This is a genomic window from Mucilaginibacter sp. GW821-FHT07H05, from assembly GCF_059418485.1.
The window spans coordinates 35,919-58,589 of the sequence record NZ_JBWKPY010000007.1; the positions used below are offsets into that span (position 1 = coordinate 35,919).

At 46.6% G+C, this 22,671-nt stretch carries 16 protein-coding genes; 13 read left to right on the forward strand and 3 right to left on the reverse strand.

Annotated elements, in window-relative coordinates; genetic code table 11:
• The first annotated feature begins 13 nt into the window (after positions 1 to 13).
• From AC07M6_RS18655 to AC07M6_RS18700, 10 genes are all read left to right on the forward strand, one after another.
• Positions 14 to 3,643 (forward strand): TonB-dependent receptor, encoded by a 3,630-nt coding sequence (locus AC07M6_RS18655; RefSeq protein ID WP_494892043.1) that lies wholly within the window; start codon positions 14 to 16, stop codon positions 3,641 to 3,643.
• Between the two features lie 11 nt (positions 3,644 to 3,654).
• Positions 3,655 to 5,571 carry a RagB/SusD family nutrient uptake outer membrane protein gene (locus AC07M6_RS18660; RefSeq protein WP_494892045.1) on the forward strand — a complete coding sequence of 639 codons (1,917 nt, stop codon included), beginning with the start codon at positions 3,655 to 3,657 and terminating at the stop codon, positions 5,569 to 5,571.
• Between the two features lie 82 nt (positions 5,572 to 5,653).
• Positions 5,654 to 6,700, forward strand: a complete 1,047-nt coding sequence (locus tag AC07M6_RS18665; protein WP_494892047.1) for a DUF5017 domain-containing protein — start codon at positions 5,654 to 5,656, stop codon at positions 6,698 to 6,700.
• A gap of 261 nt (positions 6,701 to 6,961) precedes the next feature.
• Positions 6,962 to 7,501, forward strand: coding sequence for an RNA polymerase sigma factor (locus AC07M6_RS18670; protein ID WP_494892048.1), 540 nt, complete (start codon positions 6,962 to 6,964; stop codon positions 7,499 to 7,501).
• Positions 7,502 to 7,538: 37 nt separating this feature from the next.
• Complete coding sequence (locus tag AC07M6_RS18675) at positions 7,539 to 8,687, forward strand: FecR family protein (protein ID WP_494892050.1); 1,149 nt, start codon at positions 7,539 to 7,541, stop codon at positions 8,685 to 8,687.
• 235 nt (positions 8,688 to 8,922) lie between these two features.
• The gene (locus tag AC07M6_RS18680) at positions 8,923 to 11,331 is read left to right on the forward strand and encodes a TonB-dependent receptor (RefSeq protein WP_494892051.1); all 2,409 of its coding nucleotides are present in this window, start codon (positions 8,923 to 8,925) and stop codon (positions 11,329 to 11,331) included.
• Between the two features lie 13 nt (positions 11,332 to 11,344).
• On the forward strand, positions 11,345 to 12,418 hold the full coding sequence (locus AC07M6_RS18685; protein ID WP_494892052.1) for a sensor histidine kinase: 1,074 nt from the start codon (positions 11,345 to 11,347) through the stop codon (positions 12,416 to 12,418).
• Between the two features lie 2 nt (positions 12,419 to 12,420).
• Entirely contained in the window at positions 12,421 to 13,152 is a 732-nt protein-coding gene (locus AC07M6_RS18690; RefSeq protein ID WP_494892053.1) for a LytR/AlgR family response regulator transcription factor, read from the forward strand.
• Between the two features lie 218 nt (positions 13,153 to 13,370).
• Positions 13,371 to 15,374, forward strand: a complete 2,004-nt coding sequence (locus tag AC07M6_RS18695; protein ID WP_494892055.1) for an FAD-dependent oxidoreductase — start codon at positions 13,371 to 13,373, stop codon at positions 15,372 to 15,374.
• Between the two features lie 7 nt (positions 15,375 to 15,381).
• Positions 15,382 to 16,548 carry a glycoside hydrolase family 172 protein gene (locus tag AC07M6_RS18700; protein ID WP_494892057.1) on the forward strand — a complete coding sequence of 389 codons (1,167 nt, stop codon included), beginning with the start codon at positions 15,382 to 15,384 and terminating at the stop codon, positions 16,546 to 16,548.
• A gap of 65 nt (positions 16,549 to 16,613) precedes the next feature.
• Here AC07M6_RS18700 and AC07M6_RS18705 read toward each other — a convergent pair whose 3' ends face one another.
• Positions 16,614 to 17,498 (reverse strand): sugar phosphate isomerase/epimerase family protein, encoded by an 885-nt coding sequence (locus tag AC07M6_RS18705; protein ID WP_494892059.1) that lies wholly within the window; start codon positions 17,496 to 17,498, stop codon positions 16,614 to 16,616.
• An 89-nt stretch (positions 17,499 to 17,587) separates the two neighbouring features.
• Positions 17,588 to 18,712: a Gfo/Idh/MocA family protein gene (locus AC07M6_RS18710; RefSeq protein WP_494892061.1), complete on the reverse strand. Its 1,125-nt coding sequence runs from the start codon at positions 18,710 to 18,712 to the stop codon at positions 17,588 to 17,590.
• Between the two features lie 255 nt (positions 18,713 to 18,967).
• Between AC07M6_RS18710 and AC07M6_RS18715 the strand changes: the two genes are divergently transcribed.
• The 3 genes from AC07M6_RS18715 to AC07M6_RS18725 are packed head-to-tail and all read left to right on the forward strand — an operon-like array spanning position 18,968 to position 22,111.
• A complete protein-coding gene (locus AC07M6_RS18715) occupies positions 18,968 to 19,636 on the forward strand; it encodes a gluconate 2-dehydrogenase subunit 3 family protein (RefSeq protein ID WP_494892063.1) in 669 nt (222 codons plus the stop codon).
• A 17-nt stretch (positions 19,637 to 19,653) separates the two neighbouring features.
• Positions 19,654 to 21,354 carry a GMC oxidoreductase gene (locus tag AC07M6_RS18720; RefSeq protein ID WP_494892065.1) on the forward strand — a complete coding sequence of 567 codons (1,701 nt, stop codon included), beginning with the start codon at positions 19,654 to 19,656 and terminating at the stop codon, positions 21,352 to 21,354.
• 13 nt (positions 21,355 to 21,367) lie between these two features.
• Positions 21,368 to 22,111: an SGNH/GDSL hydrolase family protein gene (locus AC07M6_RS18725; RefSeq protein ID WP_494892067.1), complete on the forward strand. Its 744-nt coding sequence runs from the start codon at positions 21,368 to 21,370 to the stop codon at positions 22,109 to 22,111.
• Between the two features lie 221 nt (positions 22,112 to 22,332).
• On the opposite strand, the gene AC07M6_RS18730 is transcribed toward AC07M6_RS18725, so the two are convergent.
• Entirely contained in the window at positions 22,333 to 22,662 is a 330-nt protein-coding gene (locus tag AC07M6_RS18730) for a fibronectin type III-like domain-contianing protein (protein WP_494892069.1), read from the reverse strand.
• Between the last annotated feature and the right edge of the window lie 9 nt (positions 22,663 to 22,671).

Sequence of the window (22,671 nt, forward strand, 5' to 3'; positions counted from 1 at the left end):
TAGTACAAACTTTATGAAGAAAACTTTACCCATTTTCCGGGCAGCTGTTTGCTTACTGATCTATTTGTTCGTCAGTAGTGCCTCCCAGGCTTATGCACAGCAAAACTCGCCCGTGACCCTTCAGAAAAACGGCGTTACGCTTTCTGAGGTATTTAAAACCATTAAAGACCAAACCGGTTTAACTGTTTTTTATTCTAATTCTTTATTGAATGACGATGAAAAGATCAACGTTAACTTTAGCCGGACGGAGCTTTCAAAGGTTATGGATGTGTTGCTGAAGAACAGAAATTTAACCTGGGTGATCAGCGGCCAGTTTATTACTTTAAAAAAAAAGGAAGAAATTACCAGCGCACCGCAGAAATTGGTGCAGTTAAGAGGGCTGGTAACTGATGATAAAGATGAGGTGCTGTTTGGGGCTACTGTGAGGCTTAAAGGCACCCAGATTGTCACTACCACCAAAAAGGATGGTACTTATAGTATCACCGTACCCGAACAAAAAGGCACGCTGGTGTTCACTTTTGTCAGTTATGCTACCCAGGAAATAGCGATCGGGAGCGATCCTGTAATTAATGTAACGCTCGTCTCGGAAGAAAGGGGTTTGAACGAGGTTGTGGTCATCGGTTATGGGCAGTCTGTTAAAAAAGACCTGACCGGGGCGGTTGGTATTGCCAATGTGGCCGACATGCAAAAAGCACCTGTAGCGTCATATGTTGATGCGCTGGCCGGAAGAATAGCCGGCGTAAGCGTTATTTCCGGTGACGGACAGCCGGGCGCTACCTCACAGATCACCGTTCGCGGTTCGTCGGTAACGCAGGATGCCTCCCCCTTATTCGTTATCGATGGTTTCCCTATCGAAAACATGGATATCAACTCCATCAACCCCAATGATATCGAAAGCCTGCAGGTACTTAAAGATGCTTCATCCATTGCTATCTATGGTGCCAGAGGATCAAACGGGGTAATCATTATTAATACCAAGCGGGGTAAAGAAGGGCCGCCGCGCGTTTCCTATACCATGTCGCTGGGTATGCAAAAGGATGTGCGCCGCCTGAAAGTGATGGACCCCTATGAATTTGTGAAATTACAACTCGAGCTTGATGATTACCGGAGCACACCAGCCTCGCCGGTTACGATCAATCATCAGTTGTATCTCAACCCGGCCAAAGGCCTTACGCTTGATTCTTATAAAGATATACCAGGCATCGACTGGCAAAGCCAGGTGCTGCAGCATGGACAAATGCAAAACCATACGCTGAATATCAGCGCCGGCAACGCGAATACGCGCTACTCCATCAGCGGGTCCATGTATAAGCAACAGGGCATCATCATCAATACCGGCATGAAAAGGAATGACGGGAAACTTACGCTTGACCAAAATATCAGGAAAAACCTGCGCCTGGGGCTCACCGGGAGTTATTCCAGTTCGGAAAATTACGGCACCATACCAGCGGGCAACTCTATTGCGGCCTCCGGTTTCGGCGGTGGGGTGATCCAGGCAATGTGGCAGTACCGGCCGGTAAACGGCAACGGGAACCAGGACCTGTTGAACGCAACGATAGACAGCCTTGACCTGGCTGAATTTAATAATGGCAACGCCAGTACCCGGTTGGGGGATAACCTGATCAATCCGCGTGTACAGGCGGAGAATGAGCACCGGGTGAATGTGTATAATACCGGGATGCTGAATATGTTCCTGGAGTATTCCTTCCTGAACCATTTTAAACTAAAAATTTCCGGAGGATACAACAGCACTGCGGTTAAATCCGAATATTTTTATAACTCCAACACCCAGCAAGGTAATATTTTTACCAACAGCGCCGGCGCTATCGCTAATGCCAATGGAATTAACGGGCAAAATAATTATGTCTACAATAAAAATTACCTGAACGAGAACATTCTGACATTTAAGACAAAGATCGGGAAGAATCAGACCCTCGACGCGCTTGCGGGTTTCACGTACCAATACGCCAATACCTATGGCACATTTTACCGGGCAATCAATATCCCGGCTTCTTCACAGGATTTTGGTATCCTGAGCATGGGGGCGGGTACCCCGAGCACCATTACGGTCAGCAGTTCTCAATGGCAGTTATACTCCTACCTGAGCAGGGTGAATTATTCGATCAGTGACCGCTATCTCTTTACGGCCACCGCCAGGGCCGACGGTTCATCAAAATTCGCCTACGGGCATCAGTGGGGTTATTTCCCATCGGGTGCCTTTGCCTGGCGGTTTACAGAAGAGCCCTTTCTGAAGAAACCGCTTCAATTCCTGGGTTATGGTAAGTTCCGTGTGAGTTATGGGGCGGTGGGGAACAACCGGGTGGGCGATTTTAGCTACCTGGCCCAGTTTGCAGGGCCCGTGGGCCAGTTCGGTTACCCTTTGAATAACACCTACACAAGAGGGACGGTACCATTTTTCTACGGCAACAGCGCCCTTACCTGGGAAACGAGTAAAGAACTGGACCTTGGCCTTGACTTAAGTTTTTTTCATGACCGCATCAATGTGGCGATGGATTATTACAATAAAACAACCAGCGATTTCCTGTTGAACGTAACGATACCTGCTTTCTCCGGCTATAGTACTTCCTCAGGCGCCCAGCAATTCCAAAATACAGGAGAGTTGAAAAATGAAGGCTTCGAGTTTACCTTGAATACGGTGAATATCCGGAATAAAAACTTCAGGTGGAGCACAGATTTTAATATTTCATTTAATAAAGGCCGCATCGGCAGCTTTTATAATGGGGTAGAGGCCATTCAGAGTACCTGGAGCCTGGCCGGATCCGCCGGATTAAACTATGCCTGGATCGCTAAGACCGGGGGCGCCATTGCGGAGTTTTATGGTTACAAGTTTGACGGTGTTTACCAGTACGGCGATTTTAACAAACTGTCTAATGGTACCTATGTGCTTAAAAATGGCCTGCCGACCTATTCGGCAGCCGTACAGCCGGGCGACCCTAAATATGCTGACCTGAACGGGGACGGTGTGGTTAATACCAGTGACCAGGTGACCTTAGGCAGCCCAATACCCATCCACATCGGTGGTATATCCAATAACTTTGATTACAAAAACTTCTCCCTGAATGTTTTTATGCAGTGGAGTTACGGGAATAAGGTACTCAACGCTAACAATGCGGCCTTCAACAGTACAGGCGGTTATTTTCTTAACGGAAACCAATTCGCTTCATACGCTGACCGCTGGACGCCGACCAACCCGAGCAACGAGATTCCACGGGCAGTATACAATATTAAAGGGGATATCGGCAATACCGGCGGAGCCCGCCCATCCTCCCGCTTTATCGAGGACGGTTCTTTTATGCGTTTGAAAACGGTTTCCCTGGGCTACCGGCTTCCGGAGAAAATCCGTAAAAAATTAAGCCTGGCTGATCTGCGGGTAACCTGTTCGGCGCAGAATATTTTCACGCTGACGAAATATTCGGGTATCGATCCGGAAGTTTCAACTTTCCGTGTGCAGAATCCGGCTAACAGTGCGGTTGGCGGTCAGGCCGGCAGCACCAACAGCAGCGGCGCGGGGAATACCTTTATCCAGCCCAGCAGTACTTACACAGCGCTGGTTGGTGGATTTGATTACACGCCATACCCGCGGTATTTCACAGTTACTTTAGGATTGAACGCTACTTTTTAATTTATTACGTCATGAAATTTATCAAATCAATCATAAGCCTGGTCGTTATTCTTTGTGTCAGCGCGGGCAGCGGATGCAAAAAAGACCTGAGTTTAACGCCCAAGACTTTTTACCCGACCAGTATTACGACCGAAAGCCAGTTGTCTAACCAATTGGCCGGCGCATACAACGCCCTGGAGCAGGACCCATTATATGGCCAGGGGCTTTGGGGCTATCTGGAAGCAGGTGCCGATGAAAGTTTCCGTAGCGGGGTCACTGCCGCCACCGTTTTAACGGAATTATACAATATCCCCAGTTCAGAAAATAATGTTTTTTTGTTCTGGCGGAATCTTTATAAAGGGATCGAGGATGCCAACGTAATTCTGGACGGCATCGATAAAATTAGCATGGATGAAACTAAAAAAGCCAATATAAAAGGGCAGGCGATTTTTTTGCGGGCGTTTTATTTTTACTTACTCGTCAGCAATTTTGGAGATGTGCCTTTAAAAACAACCGTGTCTTCGGAGATGGGCACCGATTTCAACATGCCAAGGACACCGGCGAAAGACATCTATAATTATATTATTAAAGAAATGATGCAGGCCGAGCCGCTGGTGCAGACCATGAGCCAGGCGCAAAGCCCTACAATTATTACCCAAACCGCTGTGCAGGCCATGTTGGCCAGGGTTTGCCTGAGTATGGCAGGTAACCCGATAAATGACACGGGCAAGTATAAAGATGCTTTGCAGTGGGCCCAAAAAGTGATCAGTTCGGGTGTACATAGCCTAAATACGGCACCGCTGGCGCAATATCCCGCTACACCAGCTTATGCGAAGTTGTTTATTAACAATATGCAAAACAATATCAATGATAAGAATACGGCCGAGGGGATATGGGAGGCTGCATTTTTATCAAAATCGAATACCAGCGGAACTTATACCTCCAGCGCTTTCCTGGTTACGCAACACCTGGGGAACGATATGGGGGTTTTTTGTCCCGATGCCTCGCTCACTTCTGTTAACGGATTTTCTTCCGGTGTTTACAGGGCATTACCAAAACTGTATAATTTATATGGAGCGGGGGATTTGCGCCGGGACTGGGCGATCAGCCCTTATTTATACAAAGATGCTACAACGACTAAATATTTTACGCTAACGGTAAATATTACCGGTGGCGGAGGCAGCGGTGCTACCGCCACCGCCTATACTTCCGCAGCAGGCTCGATCACCTCAATTGTGGTGGATAATCCCGGCGCCGGCTATACGAGCGCGCCTGCTATTTCTTTTACTTCTTACCTGACCAACACAGCGACCACCCAGGCGGTTACGATAGCGGCCAATATAGCGACGGCAACAGCCAGTATTGCAGCCGGTAAAGTTACGGCGATTAATGTTGTCAATCCCGGTTTAGGTTATCCGACCGTCTGTGACCGGACGGTAGGTAAATGGAGAAGGGAGTATGAGGTAGGTTTGCCGCCAGCCAGGCAACAAAACTTTACTTCCTGCAATTTTCCGATCATTCGTTACGCGGATGTATTACTGATGGCGGCTGAAGCCGATCTGAAAGTGAATGGGACACCAAGCGCTACTGCCATAGGCTATTTTAACCAGGTTCGCCGGCGGGCCTTTGGTTATCCGGTAGCTACTCCCGCGCCCGTAGCCGGAGTAGATTATACGACCTTCAGTTTGCAGGATGTTATGGATGAGCGTTCGCGTGAACTTTGTTTTGAAGGGCTGCGCCGAATGGACCTGATCCGTTGGGGAACAATAGGGCAGGCCATGCAAAACCTGCTGAACGACAATGCGACGCGCATACCGACGAGTTACCAGGTTGCTGCAAATCTTGCTGCCAGTAATTTCCTCTCAAACCAGGCCAAGTATGTTTATTTCCCTATTCCGATATCGGAGATGGCACTGGACTTTGCATTGAAACAAAATCCAGGCTGGTAATCAAAAGGGCTGAGATATAGCATTAATCAATTGTAAATACGAAGCCTGTCCATAAAAGCCGGCTTCTTTTAAGCAAACAGAAATGAAAAAAATAATAACTCAAGCAGGATTGGCCGTAATATTGATAGTTACGCTGGCCGCCTGTAATAAACATGAAGTAGTCAGCCCGGAATTTGACGTGACTACGACTAAGCAAACCTATAAGGTGGGTGATACGGTTACGTTTAATTTAAGCGGAAACCCCGACTTTATCGTCTTTTATTCCGGTGAAGCAGGAGCAAGGTACGCTAATAAAGGCCGGGCGTCAATGGCCGGCACTAATAAACTGGTCTTCCAGTCTGCTATGCAACAAGGGGTGCTGGTAAATAATGATTCGTTAAGACTGATGGTCTCTACGAATTTGAAGGGATATGATGCGGCAAGTGTGCAAAGTGCTACCTGGACCGATATTACGGCTCGCAACGCTAAATGGCCTACGGCGCTTACCGCAGCTTATACGACCTCAGACTCTATCAATATTTCTGATTTTAATACTGCAGATAAAGTTAATATTGCTTTTCGTTTCCTGGGTAAAAAATATGCCGCGGCAGCGCAGCGCAAATGGCAAATCCAGAATCTTGCCTTAAGTAATATTTTGCCGGACGGCACCGTAACGCCGTTGTTTGCAGCGCCGTTTTTAGGTTCAGCCCTTCCTACCGGCTCCGCATTCACCTATACGGGGTGGGTACAGGTTAGTATCAAGAACAACACGCTCCCCGGCACCTCAGCCAACGGCTATGTTGGTTATAACGCTTGGAATGTGGGGACCGCAAATATTTCCACAGCAGACAGCATAAGGAATAGTAACGGGATTGCCATCCGGTCGGCTTACCCGATCACGTTTGATCCGGGCCCTGGTGTCAATAATGATGATAATGACGATTGGTTGATCACCACGTCGGTAGACCTTAAAACGGTTAAGCCCGACGCAGGAACAACTATCAAGAAAGTCGCAGATGTAAGGTTGTCAAAATATACTTATATTTTCAAAAAAGCCGGAACTTATATAGTCACCTTCGCTGCAACAAATAGCACTTCTTCAGAACAAAAGGGTGTTAACCGGCAGATTACGCTCACGGTTGCACCTTGAAATTGAAGGGGTGCAACTTTTTGCCCCGTTTAGCATCCTGCCTTACCGAAATTTCCGGTAGGGCATTTGCTATTTGCGGGAATAGTGGATATACAGGTTTTTTTGTAAATGGGTCGGAGAGATTTATTATATTTGTTAGAGGGGCTCTTGAACCCTCACCACCAATTGAATCCTGAATCAATATTGTGTTTATACAGTAGCTGCCCGATGGGGCCATTATAAAACAAAATATTGGGTTTTAAACTGTTTTAATATCTTTTTATGGAAGAAGATGAAGATATGTTTTTACTCCGGCGGTTAAAGGACGGAGACTTTAAGGCATACGAACGACTATATAAAAAATATCATAAATCGTTAAGCACGCTGGCGTTTTACCTGTTGAAAGACAGCCTGGAGGCCGAAGATTTGGTGCAAATGTTATTTATTGAGATGTGGGAAAGGCAATTATACCAAAGTGTCCATTCATCCATAAGCCATTATTTACACCGTGCGGTCAAAAACAGGTGTTTGAGCGTACTGGAAAAAAGCAAAACCCGGCAAAAACGTTTGGACAATTATACCCTTACACTTGAAGATGCAGTTTATAACGACAGGCTTGAGCAACAGGAGTCGGAAAAGCGTATCTCTGCTATTTTAACCGAGCTGCCCAGCAAAAGATCGCAGGCGTTCAGGCTGGTTTACCTGGAAGATAAAAAATACAAAGAAGCAGCCGACGAAATGGGAATTACTTTAAATTCCATTAAAACGCACCTAAAGCTGGCTGTTAAGGTTTTACAACAAAAACTAATTAATTTTAAATAATTCGCCCGTTTTTTAACAAAACGTGTCTTGCTAATATATGGATACTGATAAAGAATATATACAAATACTACTGATCCAAAAATTCACCGGGACGATCAACGCACACGATCAGGAATGGCTGGATGCGACGATCAGGAATGATCAGGAAATCAGGCAGCAATGGGAGGCGGTCAACGCTGAGATGAACGCCGAGGAAGGAAAACGTTTTTTTGCCGGGCTGGATCATGAAACCAGTTGGGAACAAGTGGAACAGCAAATACAGGCGAATGTGTTGAACCGGAAAAGATTCATGCAAAAGATCCGGGCAGTAGCCGCTGTTTTTTTCCTTTTTATCCTTTCCGGTGTTTACTGGTATACGGCACAGCATCATAAGGTTCCCGGAAAGATGCAGGCGAACCTGATTAATAAAGAAATAGTTTTAAAGCTATCCAACGGTGATGAGATTAGCTTTAAAAAAGGCGTACCGGAAAAGTTCAAAAAATTAGGGGGACTTGGCATATACACTTCGGCCGAAAAGCTCCGGTATACAGACAGCGGCCGGTTGGATAGCCGTGTAGCCCAGTGGGCCACCTTACAGATCCCTCAAAAACTCGACTATAAAGTACAATTACCCGACGGTACCGAAGTTTGGCTGAATTCGTTATCCAGCCTGCGATTTCCATACCGGTTTAACGGCCCCAACCGTGAGGTTTATCTGGAGGGTGAAGGTTATTTTCAGGTGACTAAAAATCCAGAAAAACCTTTTATTGTACATGCCGGCGCCACGAGTGTGCGTGTGCTGGGTACGGCATTTAATATCAATGCTTATGCTGGCCAGCAGGTGAGTACATCCCTGGTAGAAGGCTCGGTATTGAGCAGTGCAGGAGATCTTACTGAAAAACTGCACCCGGGTGAACAATCTGTTTACCGCGATGGCCGTTTTGACGTCAGGCCGTTTGACCGGGGCGAAGTATTAGCCTGGACAAAAGGCGTACATTATTTTCATAAAGCCAGCCTGCAAACTATTGCTGATGTTATTTTTCGCTGGTATGACGTCCGGGTCGCATTCGATAACCCGAACCTGGCCAGTCATCCTTTCACCGGCGCTATCGATAAACATATGCCGCTGCAGGAGTTTATGCAGAATGTAGAAACGACCTCAAACGTACACAGCCAACTGGTAAATGGCGTGCTTCATATGAAGTGATTGTTGCATTTTTCTTCTGGTGGAAAACCTCAATGGTTGAGTCAGAGAAATTCAGGCTTCGATTGCGCAAGTTCAACACTGATTACATCAACCAACTTATTGCTCTTCGATCAGTTATCGTGCGATAGTAATGGTGGGAAATGCCGTGTTCGTCCCGACCAAAACGGCGTTGGTTTATTGTTTTTCTAAAGACATTTATAGCTTAATATGTTCGTGTTCATCAATTCAAAACAACATGAACAGAATAGTAATTACCCTTATCCTGATAGCACTGATGATCCATCAATCCGTGCTGAAAGCGCAATCAAATAATTTTATGTTAGCTGGTGCAGTCAAAGACAGTCTTGCTCAAAGTGCACTGCCTTTTGCTGTCGTGACCATAAAAAAGCTGGCCAGCAGCGAACAGCAAATACTCCAGGCCGACGAACAAGGTTCATTTAAAGCAATTTTAGCCACGAGCGGGCTTTATCAGGTAACCGTGAGTTATATGGGCTATAAAACCAAGGTGACCGGGCCGGTAAAAGTTCCGGCAACAGACCAAAAGCCGCTAACCATTTGGCTTGCCTTGAATAGTACCTTGTTGAACGGCGTGACGATCTCGTCCAGTCAACCACCCGTGGTCATTAAACCAGATAGGATTATCGTTAATGTAGCGGGAAGCTCCGTTGCTGCCGGAGGGAATGCTTTCGAAGCCGTATCCAGGGCCCCGGGAGTCATTTCGCAGGGGAATGATCTTCAGGTACGGGGCAAATCGGCGGTCGTCCTGATCGATGGGCGGTATACGAACCTAAAGGGGGACGACCTGAAGAACTATTTAAGTGCTATGCCGGCCGGCAGTATCGATAAGATCGAAGTGATCGCCAATCCATCTGCTAAATATGATGCACAAGGCGCGGCCGTTATCAATATTTTGTCCGGGAAAAATAAAACGCTTGGTATAAATGGTAGCGTGAGCGCCGGCACGGGGGCCGGCCGTTATGCACAATACCAGGGCGGCCTGTCGCTCAATTATAGCACTCCCAAAGTTAATGTATATAGCAATTATAATTACCAATACAATAAACAGTACGGCCAAAGCAGGCTTACCCGGATAATAAATAGTGCGCAAAATATCATGGAGGATGATTTTAAGCATATCAGCCGGAATAACCAGGCCCTTAAATTCGGCGTGGACTATACAGTTAATGCGCATAATAGTGTCGGTTTACTTTTTAAAGGGATGCTCAATGAACGGAAACACGACCTGTTGAATCATGCGGGATTTGCTACGGGAGCCGTCATTGACTCTTCCTCTACAGTTGCGACCGAGGGGAATGCCCGGTTCCGTAATGCGGCGCTGAATCTGTATTATAAAGGCGTGCTGGATACTTTCGGCAGGTCAATCACGATCAACGCGGATTATTTTAATTACATCGCCCAGCGGGGCAATCATTATGTTACCAATTACTTCGACAGGAATAACAATCCCTACCGTTTGCCATTTCTGCTCCGCGATGATTCGCCCGGCAAAAACACCATCAGATCTGTCGCGGCCGATTACGCCGGCCCCCTTTATGGCGGCCAGTTTTCCGCAGGCTTGAAGAGCACATTTACTAAAACGGATAATAATATACTATGGCAGCAAGTGCAAAGCAGTGAATGGATCACTGATTCCGGCAAGACGAATCATTTTATTTACGATGAGTATATCAATGCTGCTTATCTTTCTTTTGACAAATCGATCAGCAAGCTGCAACTGCAGGCCGGCTTACGGGCCGAACATACCCATACCGTGGGGAATGCTGTGACCATTGGCCAGGTGGATAAGAACAGCTATTTTAACCTGTTTCCGAGCCTATCCTTAAATTACCAGTTCGCTGATAAGCACCTGGCCGGGATCGCCTACCGCAAAAAGATCGACCGCTACAATTTTGACGTGGTGAACCCTTTTATTGTTTACCGCAGCCAGTATGCTTATTCGCAAGGAAATCCTTATATCAAGCCATCGATCTATCATACCTTTGAGGCCTCTTACAGCTATAATAACACATTCTTTGCCGCTGCAAGCTACGCCATCTGGAAGGATGTTGTGGCGGATGTCTTTCGGACGGACAAGAATAGCAATGCAGTGATCAGTACGTTTGAAAACCTCAACGCGGCGCGCTCAGCCGATTTAACAATGACCTATTCAAAGACTTTTTTTAGCAATGTATGGACCACCGTGAGCACCATGGGCGCGATGTATGCACAATTCAAGTCCGCCACGGCCGAACTCAACAATGCCGGATACAGTGCCTATATGAGTAGTGATAATACATTTCAGATAGCCGCCGGATTGCGCGCGCAGGTATATGCCAATTACTTTACACCGCTGGCGTACGGTATTTACCGGATAAGATCACGGTACCAGGTCGACGCCGGCATCACCAAATCACTTTTCAGGAAGGCGGGTTCACTGACGCTCAATATGACGGATATTTTCAATACCTTAAAAAACAGTTACGATGTAAAATCCTATGGCCTGCAGCTCAGCAGTTATAATAAACCGGAAACCCGTTTTATAAAAGTTATTTTTACTTATAAATTCGGCAATCAAAAAGCAAAGACAGCACGTAACCGCCAGACCGGTATTGAAAATGAAAGCGGCAGGATGGGCAATAATTAAATGAACCGTTAGAATGAGCAATAAGATAAAAAAGCCACTTTCTATGCAACTGGTCTTATTTCATGTGTTGGCCTGGATCAGTTTTATCGGTCTGATGTTTTTTACCGTGCAGGTACGAAACCCGGCCTATAAATTCAGTTTGCCGCTGACCCTGCTGACCTATATTCCGGCGGCTTATATATTCTACGGTAACAATTACCTGCTGTTTAAATACCTTCCTTTTAAGCGTTACAGGCAACTGGTTACCGGTATTGCACTTTTCTTTATAACAGTATGCCTTGTTCTGTTTATTGCTGGCTATCTTATGGAGCCGCTGATTTATGGAAAGGTCATCAGCTGGGCTGTAGCTGGCCGGCTGTGGGGGTTCTTCATATCCACCATATTCTGGCTCTACCTCTTATTATCCGGGCTTTCCCTGGGCTATTATTTTGCCCGGCGGGCGATTATCCATCAAACGGAGTTGCGAACGGCGGAAACGAACCAGCTGGCGGCAGAGCAGGGTAAACTGGAAGCGGAACATGCGTTTTTGCGGGCACAGATCAACCCGCATTTCCTGTATAATACGCTTAATTTCTTTTATTCAAAATCGCTCGGCGGTCCTCCGGAACTTTCTGAAGGTATATTGGTGTTAAATGATATTATGCGTTATTCGCTCGAAAGCGGGGATGATGCTAACGGGCTGGCGCTGCTCCGGAACGAGATCGAACATGTCCGCAATGTGATCAGGATCAATCAGCTGCGTTTCAGTAACCGGTTGAAGATCAACTTTACCATCAACGGCGAAATTAACGCCCTGCGTATCGTGCCATTGGTACTCATTACCCTGGTAGAGAATGCCTTTAAGCACGGCGACCTGACCAGCGAGGATCACCCGGTCAGCTTTGAGCTGCGTATCGATCGTGTTCCTCAACACAAGCTTACCTTTACCAGCTTTAATAAAAAAAGACAGGGATCTGTCGAGGCATATTCGGGTATAGGTTTGGCAAATATAAGAAAGCGCTTGTCCAATGCTTATGGCGATGACTTTGCCCTGGTGATCAGCGATGAAGCTGATTGCTATAAGGCTGTACTAACACTGAATTTTTAAAAATGGGAAAGATACTGAACTGCCTGATTGTTGATGATGAAGAACCGGCCATCGACGTACTCAAATATTACATTAGCCAGGTGCCTTTTTTAAAGCTGGAAGCTTACACGGAGAACCCTTTACAAGCATTACAACTGATCAATGAACAATCATTTGATCTGGCCTTTTTTGATATACAAATGCCTGAACTTTCGGGCCTTGACCTCATCCGGGCCATAGAGGGGAAATGCCAAGTGATACTGACCACCGCCTATAGCGAATTTGCAGCCGAAGGTTTTGACCTGGAGGTTACGGATTATCTGGTTAAGCCCATACGTTTCCCACGCTTTCTGAAAGCGGTGAACCGGGCCTTAAAAAGCATATCCCCGACGGAATCCGGCATCGGCGAAGACCTTTCCCTGGCGGACGACTATATATTCGTCAAAACCGAAATAAAAGGGAAAATGATCAAAGTTAACCTTAAGGATATCGATTATATCGAAGGAATGAAGAACTATCTGGCTATACATCACGGGGGGCGCCGTACCCTCGCCCTGCTTACGATGAAAGAAATGGAAGGCCGGCTGCCTGAACGCTATTTCGCACGCATTCACAAATCTTTTTTGATCGCTATTGAAAAGATCACCATGATAGAGGGGAACCGGATCTTTCTGCAGAACGTGAAAGAAGATATTCCGCTTGGAGAATCCTACAGGGCAACATTTAGAGAACTGATGGCAAAAAAAATGCTATAATGACCAATCAAATTTAAAGCTGGCGCATGAGGAATAGTCCACTGCTTTAACGGGCTGCAAAAAAAAATCAAACCAGTCAGGGTGATGCGCCGTCAGGTATAATGGTGGAAATTTATCAGAAAACCAACGCGTTCACCCTTTTTTGAATAAAATCCGGTCATACCGATTGGGTACACTCGCCTATAAAGCGTGTGAATCACAATTTTAAAGAACCACTGATGAGATTTTTTTCAATTCTAATCCTATTGCTCCCTTTTTTTGGCGTTGCGCAACCAGTTCCCGCAGCGTCTTATGATATTTGTATTTATGGCGCCACGTCCGGTGGTGTTATTGCTGCTTATACAGCCAAAATGCAGGGTAAATCCGTGATATTGATTGATCCCGGGACTCATTTGGGCGGGTTGAGCTCGGGTGGCCTGGGCTTTACTGATATTGGTAATAAATACGTGGTGTCCGGACTGGCATTGAATTTTTATCGCCGCATCGGTCAGCATTACGGGAAATTCGAGGCCTGGATATTTGAGCCTCATGTAGCGTCGGCCGTTTTTCAAGGTTTTATTGACCGCGGCAAGGTTCCGGTCTTTTTCCATAGCCGGCTATTATCGGTGAAAAAAAGCGGGAACATCATCCAAACTATTCGGTTGGAGCAGTCAGGGCAGAAGGGACTTTCCCATTATTCAATCAGCGCCAGGGTATTTATAGATTGTTCTTACGAGGGCGACCTGATGGCGAAAGCCGGTGTAAGTTATACAACCGGCCGGGAAGGTAATGCTGCTTATCATGAAACCTATAATGGTGTTCAGATAAAAAAGGGCAACCAGTTTCCGGATGGAGTTGATCCTTACCAGGTACCCGGTAACCCGTCGAGCGGCTTGTTATGGGGAGTCAGTCAACTGCCGGTCGCTCCTATAGGTAGCGGTGATAAAAATATACAGGCTTATAACTACCGTATCTGTTTAACTGACGATCCGGCTAACCGGATCCCTATTACCCGACCCGAAGCTTATGATTCTACCAAATATGAGTTGCTGCTACGCACGATTGATAAAATGCCGGGCGTTCGCCTCAACAAGCTATTGAAAATGGACCGGATGCCTAATCATAAAACCGATATCAATAATAACGGCGGGTTTTCCACGGATATGATCGGTATGAACTGGGACTATCCTGATGCCGATGAGTTAACCCGGGGGGGAATCCGGAAATTGCATGAGCAATATGATAAAGGGCTGTTATACTTTATTGGCCATGACAAACGTGTGCCAGATTCGATCAGGAATGCCATGGCTGTTTATGGTTATCCGAAGGACGAATACCCGGACAACGGGCATTGGTCGCCCCAGCTTTATGTACGCGAGGCCCGGCGCATGATTGGTGCCTATGTCATGACCCAGGCCAATTGCGAAGGCAAAGAAATTGTGCCGGATGGAATTGGGATGGCGGCTTACGGCATGGATTCGCACAATACCGGCAGGCATGTGGTTAACGGTTTTGTTAAAAATGAGGGGGATGTTCAACAAGAAGTGCCTGGTCCTTATCCAATTGCCTACCGTGCTATTGTTCCCCGGGAAAAGGAATGTGCTAATTTACTGGTACCTGTTTGTGTTTCGGCAAGTCATATCGCTTACGGGTCGATACGAATGGAACCGGTATTTATGGTGCTGAGCCAATTCGCCGCTTCGGCTGCCGTTACTGCGATTAACCAGCGAATAGCGGTGCAGCAGGTAAACGTTGCTGCGTTAAAGCGGCATGTTGCCCGTGATCCCTTGGCTGATGGCTCAACGCCTGAAATATTTTTGGACGATGCCGATGAACAGCAGGTCCGGCGCACAGGTAACTGGCAAACTGGCAAAGGCGATGGTTATGGCCCTGGCTATGCTTTTACTACTACCAAAACTGACACGGAGCAAAGCTTAAAGTTCACTCCCCTGATTGTCAAAGGCGGGTATTACCGGCTGTATACTTATGTATCACCGCGGATCAAACAAACCAGTAGTCATACCCGGATCGAGATATATGACGGGATCAAAACAACTCCGGTAAGTTTAGAGCGCTCAGCCATCGAAGTTCAGGGCCAGACCAGCGGTGAATGGTATTATCTTGGGCGTTTTCAACTGCAGGCAGGCCGTACGGCTTCCGTAAAGATCAGCGATCAGGGAGCCGACGGCATTGTGGTTGCTGATGCAGTTCTTTTCAAACCGGATTTTTCTTCAAAGCCATAAACTCAATATGAAAACAGCTATTTTTAGCCTGCTATTATTTATCATCAGCCTTAGCGCCCGGGCTCAGCAAAACGTCTTCAACGGCCTCGATATGAACATGGGAAATTTGTCGCTGTTATCAGATGCCAAAACCCGGTCTATCAGTCCGGAGAACTTTACCGGCGCAAAGGGCCAGGGTGGTATGGCCGATCCGGCCAGCCAGAAGCTGAAAACCAATGTCGCCAATGCCGGCACGCAGGCGCGTGATTTGGGGAAAGGGTGGAAAGTAAATCCTTTTATTCTGATCGAACACGGGCAGACCTTTACAATTGCAGAAATGGAAGGCCCCGGCGCCGTTCAGCATATCTGGATGACGCCCACGGGTAATTGGCAGTTTTCGATCCTGCGGATCTATTGGGACGATGAAAAGGAGCCCTCGGTAGAAACGCCTGTCGGCGCATTCTTTGGGATGGCCTGGAATATTTTTGCACCATTGAACTCACTGGCGGTTACGGTTAATCCGGGCAGTGCCTTTAATTGTTACTGGAAAATGCCTTTTCGTAAAAAATGCAGGATCACGATGGAGAACATCAATACCGAGGCTATGCGGCTGTTTTACCAGGTGGATTATACCCTGACCAAAGTGGGAAACGACGAAGCGTATTTTCATGCACAATACCGTAGGTCAAACCCTGCACCCGGATCTATTCATACTATTCTGGACGGTATCAAAGGCAAGGGGCAGTATGTGGGTACCTATATGGCGGTAGGTGTGCGGAATAACGGCTGGTGGGGAGAAGGCGAGGCTAAGTTCTATATCGATGGTGATCGGGATTATCCAACCATTGCGGGAACCGGTACAGAGGATTATTTTTGTGGTTCCTATAATTTCGAGAACAAGGCCACCCATCATTACCAGGAATTTTCCACTCCTTATGCAGGCATGCACCAGGTTATCAGGCCTGACGGCTTGTATGTGAGCCAAATGCGCTTCGGTATGTATCGCTGGCATATCATGGATCCGGTACGCTTTAATGAGGATTTTAAAATGACGATACAGGACATGGGCTGGCGGCAGGGGGGAAGATATTTTCTCCAAAAATCCGATATTATCACGGTAGCTTTTTGGTATCAGCGTGAGCCACACGCCCCCTTCCCGAAGTTTCCGGCAAAAGATAACCTCGAAGTCAATTGAACAACTCCGGGTCACTTTTAGCCTGATATAAAAACAGGGATCCACATATCCCCGGTCGTGATCGGTTAACCGATATGCAGCACTTTTCTAAGGTAGTCAGCGCTTTGTGATATACTGTCAAACGGATCAATTTGATTGAAATTTTCCTGCTCTACGATCATGTATTTTACGCCTGCTTTTTGCGCTTCGGGGATAATACGCTTAAAATCAATGCTCCCTTTTCCAATCTCGGTATTCAGATTAGTATCCTCTTTATCGCGGTCTTTAATATGGACAAATTTAAAGCGGCCGGTGTGTTGCTGCAGTAGTGTGATCGGATCCTGGTTAGCCCGCATTACCCAAAACAGGTCCAACTCCATGTGAACCAACGCCGGATCGGTATATTTTAAAAGTACATCGTAAAATGTAGTGTCGGCAATAGGCCGCCATTCAAAATTATGGTTATGATAACCTGTTTTTAATCCCTCAGCACGGCATAGTTCGGCTACGTCGTTCAATTTTTCAGCCATTTTTTTGCATTCATCTACGGTCTTGATCAATTCACCCGGTAATGACGGCACCAATAGGTATTCCTGCCCCAACGCATGAGCAGAGGCGATAGACATTTTCAGGTCCGAGGTTTCGCTATTAGTAAAGAAGCTATTGAGGTTATAGTGGCCGCTTACAGAGCCCAGACCGTTGTCCTTTAGCACCAAACGGAGTGTGTTGGCATCCAATCCCCAATAGCTGTTATTTTTATCATAACCATACGTTTCTACAAAGCCGTAGCCCGCCTGCGCAATCTTACTGATCACCAGCTTAACGTTTTTAGGCAGTTCATTACGCAGGGTATATAACTGCAAGCCGGGTTTGTCCGCCGTTCCGGCAGCTAATAAAAGATTATTATTGAGCAGGATTGCCGCCCCTGCAACCGCCCCCGCCTGGGCTATAAAATTTCTTCTCGTGATCATATGTTTGTTCTTTGGGTAAAAAAGTTTTTAATTAAGTGCTGAAGTGTTTTTATACTCGTTAAAATGGTGGTCGTTTAAATAAACAAAGCTTATTCGTGAAGTATAAAATCACACCATTTCTGATCGCTGAAGTCCGAAATGCCTATATTTTCAAGAAAGACGATGCTCCGGAGCCCTTCTTCGATACCCGGAAAATCCAACCATTCCGGCTGGGGAGCTTCCCCGTTTAGCTCGGCTCGTATTGTAAGGGCAAAGTTCCGATAGATATTAGCCAATGCTTCCAGGTATCCCTCCGGCTGCCCGGGCGATGTGCGCATATAACGCCTTGTTAAAGCGGATAAATACGGGTTCCCTGCCTGCAATAGCTGAATTGGCCTACCGGGTTGTATCCATGTTAATGTATTGGCATTTCCTTCTTGCCATTCCAGGCAACCCCGGTCGCCAGATAGCCTGATCCTTATCGGATTATCCTGCGTTGTCGTAAAGCGGTTACCCAATAAGATGCCGTTGGCGCCGTTATCGAATTTCAAAAGCACTATTTCTGCTTCTGTCCTGCCGGCTATGCCAGGCACTGTGCCGTTGTCGGCAATCGTCTTTTTGACCATTAAACCACTGATGTATTCTGCCAGTTCGAAAGCATGGCAACAGATCCCTGCCCATACAGCAGGTTGACCCGGCAGTTCCGGCTCGTTGCTGTCAGTTAAATGCCCTAAGGGAAATTCCACGCAAACCTGACGGATTTCCCCCAGTTCGCCCTGTCCGATCAAGTGCCGGGCTTCTTTAACCATGGGGTAGCCTGTACAGATCTGAGTGAGGCAAAGCAAGGCCCCGGAGTGCCGGGCCAACTGGCGTAGTTCCGTTGCTTCTGCCAGGGAACAGGGCGTTGTCTGATCCATAATGACATGAAATCCGTTTTCCAGTGCAAAGCTGGCGGCTGCAAAAGGAGATCGCCCCGGTGTAACAATACTCACCACCTGCATGCGGCGGGTCCTGGGTATACGCCGCTCCTTTTCAATCATTTCCATATACGAGCCATAGCACTTGAACCAGGGAAGATCCAAAAAGGCACCGCTTCGGTGGGACGCACCGGGTTCGCTGCTAAATGCACCGCACATGAGATGGTATTCATTGTCAAGGCGTGCCGCGATACGATGTGCCGCTTCGCTCAAACCTTCAGGATCGTCACCGATCATCCCTAATCTCAACTTTATCATAACAGGAACTTTTGCTTCATGACAGTGCGGTTTAATAAATGGACCATTGTTTCTGGCAGATACCCGGCCACGATCGATCCCAGTGGAAGCACTACTAAAATCTATGACGGGGAATGGTCGTTTTTGGGGTGAATATCCGTGGAGAATATAAAACAGTGCTATTGTTGAAATAAATAAAATACACCCATCGCGTTCACCCTTTCTGGTCGATTATCATGTCAGGATTACGACGACCAGTTATAAACAGAGAACAAGATGAACAGTACCAATCCCGATGCCAACGAATCTTCCATAACAAGCCGCATAACACGTAGAGAAGCTATGCGCGATATCGCCTTAATATTAGGTGGCGCATTATCTACGCCAACCCTTACTATGCTGTTCAGCAGTTGCGGGGCGCCGCCACAAAGCGGCAAAATGTTTGATGATACACAGCAGGCGCTGGTGACCTCCATCGCGGACGTGATCATTCCAACTACCGATACCCCGGGCGCCAAAGCCGCCGGTGTAGGCCCTTTTATTACTATGATGATGATGGAATGCTATCCTGAAGAAGTGCAAAAGCTATTTGCCGCGGGACTGGAAAGCCTGGAAAAACGTACACAGGAAAAATTTAACACCTCTTTTTTAAATGTCGATGTGCAAAAACAAAATGCCTTACTCAAAGAATTGGCTGATCAGACGATCGCGCAAAAAAAAGCCGATGCTGCAATAAAAACCGACCCGGATATCGGGACTTTTGGGTCGGCTAAGGAAAAACCGAAAGCAAAGGTTTACTTTTTTCAATTGATACGGGAACTAACACTGTTGGGTTATTTTACCTCTGAAATTGGCGCGACCAAGGCTCTAGTTTATCTCCCGGTACCAGGTAAATACGACGGTGACATTCCATATAAACCAGGCGAAAAAGCCTGGGCATTGTAAAATTAATATAAAGGTTAATGAATATTAATAATAAAGGCACTGCGCAACATACGTATGATGCCATCGTGGTTGGCTCGGGCATCAGCGGCGGTTGGGCTGCCAAAGAGCTTACTGAAAAAGGTTTAAAGGTATTATTGCTGGAACGCGGGCATAACATTGAGCATGTCAAAGATTATGATACCGCTACCAAAGATCCCTGGGAATTTAAACACCGTGGGAAACTCACCCAGCAAGAAATTATTTCGCATCCTGTTCAATCGCGCGATTATCCTTATTCGGAATTTACTGCCAAACTGTTTGTTAATGATCAGGATTGCCCCTATACCGAAGTGAAACGCTTCGATTGGTACCGGGGTTACCACGTGGGTGGAAAATCATTGATGTGGGGCCGGCAGAGCTATCGCCTTGGGGATTTTAATTTTGAAGAGAATAAAAAAGATGGAATAGCGATCGATTGGCCGATCCGATACAAAGATATCGCACCCTGGTATGACCACGCGGAGCGTTTCGCCGGCATCAGTGGTCAGAATGAAGGCTTGCTGCAAATCCCTGACGGTCAGTTTTTGCCGCCCATGGCCATGAACTGTGTAGAAAAGGAAGTTAGGAAGCGCCTGGAAAAACATTATCATAACACGCGGATTATGACCATAGGCCGTGTAGCAAATTTAACGCAGCCTCATAATGGCAGAGGGTCATGTCAATATCGCAATTTATGCAGCCGGGGCTGCCCTTTCGGTGCTTATTTCAGCACGCAGTCTGCTACTTTGCCGGCCGCGGTAGCCACTGGAAATCTTACTTTGAGGCCTTTTTCCATCGTTAACGCCATTATTTATGATAAGGAACGCAACCGGGCAAAAGGTGTCCGTGTTATAGATGCTGAAACGCATGAAGTGACGGAATTCTACGCTAAGATCATATTTGTAAACGCATCCACTTTAGGCACGGCTTTTATTTTGCTAAATTCAGTAAGCGAAGAGTTTCCTGACGGATTTGGTAATAGCAGCGGGCAACTGGGCCATAACCTGATGGACCATCATTTTCGGGCTGGCGCGGCTGGCTTTGCCGAGGAATTTGATGACCGGTACCATTACGGAAGACGGGCGAACGGGATCTATATTGCCCGGTACCGGAATTTTGGCAATGATAAACGGGATTACCTGCGGGGCTTTGGCTACCAGGGTGGTGCAGGGCGTATTGGCTGGACGCGCTTAGTAGCTGAAATGAACTTTGGAGCAGACTTTAAAGAAGAAGCCACCATCCCCGGCCCCTGGAAAATGGGACTGGCTGGATTTGGTGAGACATTACCTTATTTTGAGAACAAGGTATCATTGGACAGGTCGAAAAAGGATAAATGGGGACAGCCGGTACTGGCGATGGACTGCGAATACAAGGATAATGAAAAGCGGATGCGGTTTGATATGGCAAACGATGCAGCGGAGATGCTGGAGGTGTCGGGCCTTAAAAATATAAAGACCTTTGATGATCAGTGCTTTCCTGGTCAGGGTATCCATGAGATGGGCACCGCACGCATGGGAAATGATCCTAAAACATCGGTACTAAATAAATGGAACCAAATGCACGATGTGCCCAATGTATTTATTACCGATGGGTCGTGCATGGTTTCTTCAGCCAGTCAAAATCCGTCGCTGACTTACATGGCGCTTACGGCAAGGGCCTGTGATTATGCGGTAAACGAATTGAAAAAGCAGAATATTTAAATTTCCCTCAAAAATGGACCAGCGAACAGTTATCAGGTCATTCTTTTTTCTGCTGTTAGCAATTATTACGTCCGGGAATGCCCGCGCACAGCGGGAGCAAAGCAGTACATTAACGGCCGCCAGGCCGGGTGTAATCAATGCGGGTGTAGCAGGTAATAATGTGCTTGATCTGATGGCCAGGTTAAACAGTGATTGCCTGGAAAAGCATCCCCGCTTAACCATTTTAATGATTGGCACTAATGACATGAATAGTATGAAATATGTGCCCCTGCAGCGATATCAGCAAACCCTCGAATTGTTGACGCGAAAGATAAAATCTGCGGGCAGCAAAGTGATCCTGATGACGATCTTGCCGGAATACGAACCCTATCTTTTATCCCGTCACCCCGCTGCGTTCTATCAGCCAGAAGGAGTGGAGGGCCGCCGCAGGCAAATAAATGGTGTGATCAGGGACGTAGCCGCGAAAGAACACGTTCAGCTACTTGATTTAAGCTATCGATTCGAGGTATTGGGTAAAATTGGACTGAACAATGAATCACTGATTCAAAACGAAAGTAATGCGGGCAAAACTGATGGGGTACATCCCACACCTGCAGGTTACCGGATGATCGCACTGGCTGTTTATGATTATATTACCTGCCACCACCTGCCCACTAACGACATCGTTTGTTTCGGTGATAGTATCACAAAGGGCGATGGCTCGACCGATAAGGAAAGTTACCCGGCCTGGTTGTTAAAGTTATTGATATCCCGATAATGGGTATTTGATAATTTTTAAAGAACAAGTTCTGCATCGTAACCCTGCTCAACAGGCCCTATAAAGAAATTATACAAAATGTATTTGTTAAAGTGTAAAATAGAAATCAAATCAGGAATTACCTCATGGATTGACGGAAATAACTTTTGAATAACGTAATATTAGCCCACTGGACACCGTTTTTACGTGCGGGATTTATATTATTGTTAAAAAAGTATTCATCATTTGACCAGTTTAACTTTTACACTTTTCAGATTGGTGGAACTAGCCCCCGTCATGATAGTAAATTCACCAGGTTCAACAGTATATTTCATGTTCAGCCCATAAAAACCCAGATCGTCTGCCTTGATGGTAAATATCACGGTCCGTTTTTCACCGGGCTTCAACATGATCTTTTTAAAACCTTTTAATTCCTTAATGGGCCTGGTAACGCTGGCTACCTGGTCATGCACGTAGAGCTGAACAATTTCTTCCCCTTCACATGAACCGGTATTGGTTACCTGTACACTAACTGTTAAGGGTTTAGAGAATGAAAAAACACGATTTGCCACCTCTGGGGC

Coding starts and splice junctions, on each gene's coding strand:
- AC07M6_RS18655 (WP_494892043.1), top strand. CDS start 14: ATGAAGAAAACTTTACCCATTTTCCGGGCAGCTGTTTGCTTACTGATC.
- AC07M6_RS18685 (WP_494892052.1), top strand. CDS start 11,345: ATGAGCAATAAGATAAAAAAGCCACTTTCTATGCAACTGGTCTTATTT.
- AC07M6_RS18660 (WP_494892045.1), top strand. CDS start 3,655: ATGAAATTTATCAAATCAATCATAAGCCTGGTCGTTATTCTTTGTGTC.
- AC07M6_RS18665 (WP_494892047.1), top strand. CDS start 5,654: ATGAAAAAAATAATAACTCAAGCAGGATTGGCCGTAATATTGATAGTT.
- AC07M6_RS18700 (WP_494892057.1), top strand. CDS start 15,382: ATGAAAACAGCTATTTTTAGCCTGCTATTATTTATCATCAGCCTTAGC.
- AC07M6_RS18690 (WP_494892053.1), top strand. CDS start 12,421: ATGGGAAAGATACTGAACTGCCTGATTGTTGATGATGAAGAACCGGCC.
- AC07M6_RS18725 (WP_494892067.1), top strand. CDS start 21,368: ATGGACCAGCGAACAGTTATCAGGTCATTCTTTTTTCTGCTGTTAGCA.
- AC07M6_RS18670 (WP_494892048.1), top strand. CDS start 6,962: ATGGAAGAAGATGAAGATATGTTTTTACTCCGGCGGTTAAAGGACGGA.
- AC07M6_RS18715 (WP_494892063.1), top strand. CDS start 18,968: ATGAACAGTACCAATCCCGATGCCAACGAATCTTCCATAACAAGCCGC.
- AC07M6_RS18705 (WP_494892059.1), bottom strand. CDS start 17,498: ATGATCACGAGAAGAAATTTTATAGCCCAGGCGGGGGCGGTTGCAGGG.
- AC07M6_RS18695 (WP_494892055.1), top strand. CDS start 13,371: ATGAGATTTTTTTCAATTCTAATCCTATTGCTCCCTTTTTTTGGCGTT.
- AC07M6_RS18680 (WP_494892051.1), top strand. CDS start 8,923: ATGAACAGAATAGTAATTACCCTTATCCTGATAGCACTGATGATCCAT.
- AC07M6_RS18675 (WP_494892050.1), top strand. CDS start 7,539: ATGGATACTGATAAAGAATATATACAAATACTACTGATCCAAAAATTC.
- AC07M6_RS18720 (WP_494892065.1), top strand. CDS start 19,654: ATGAATATTAATAATAAAGGCACTGCGCAACATACGTATGATGCCATC.
- AC07M6_RS18710 (WP_494892061.1), bottom strand. CDS start 18,712: ATGATAAAGTTGAGATTAGGGATGATCGGTGACGATCCTGAAGGTTTG.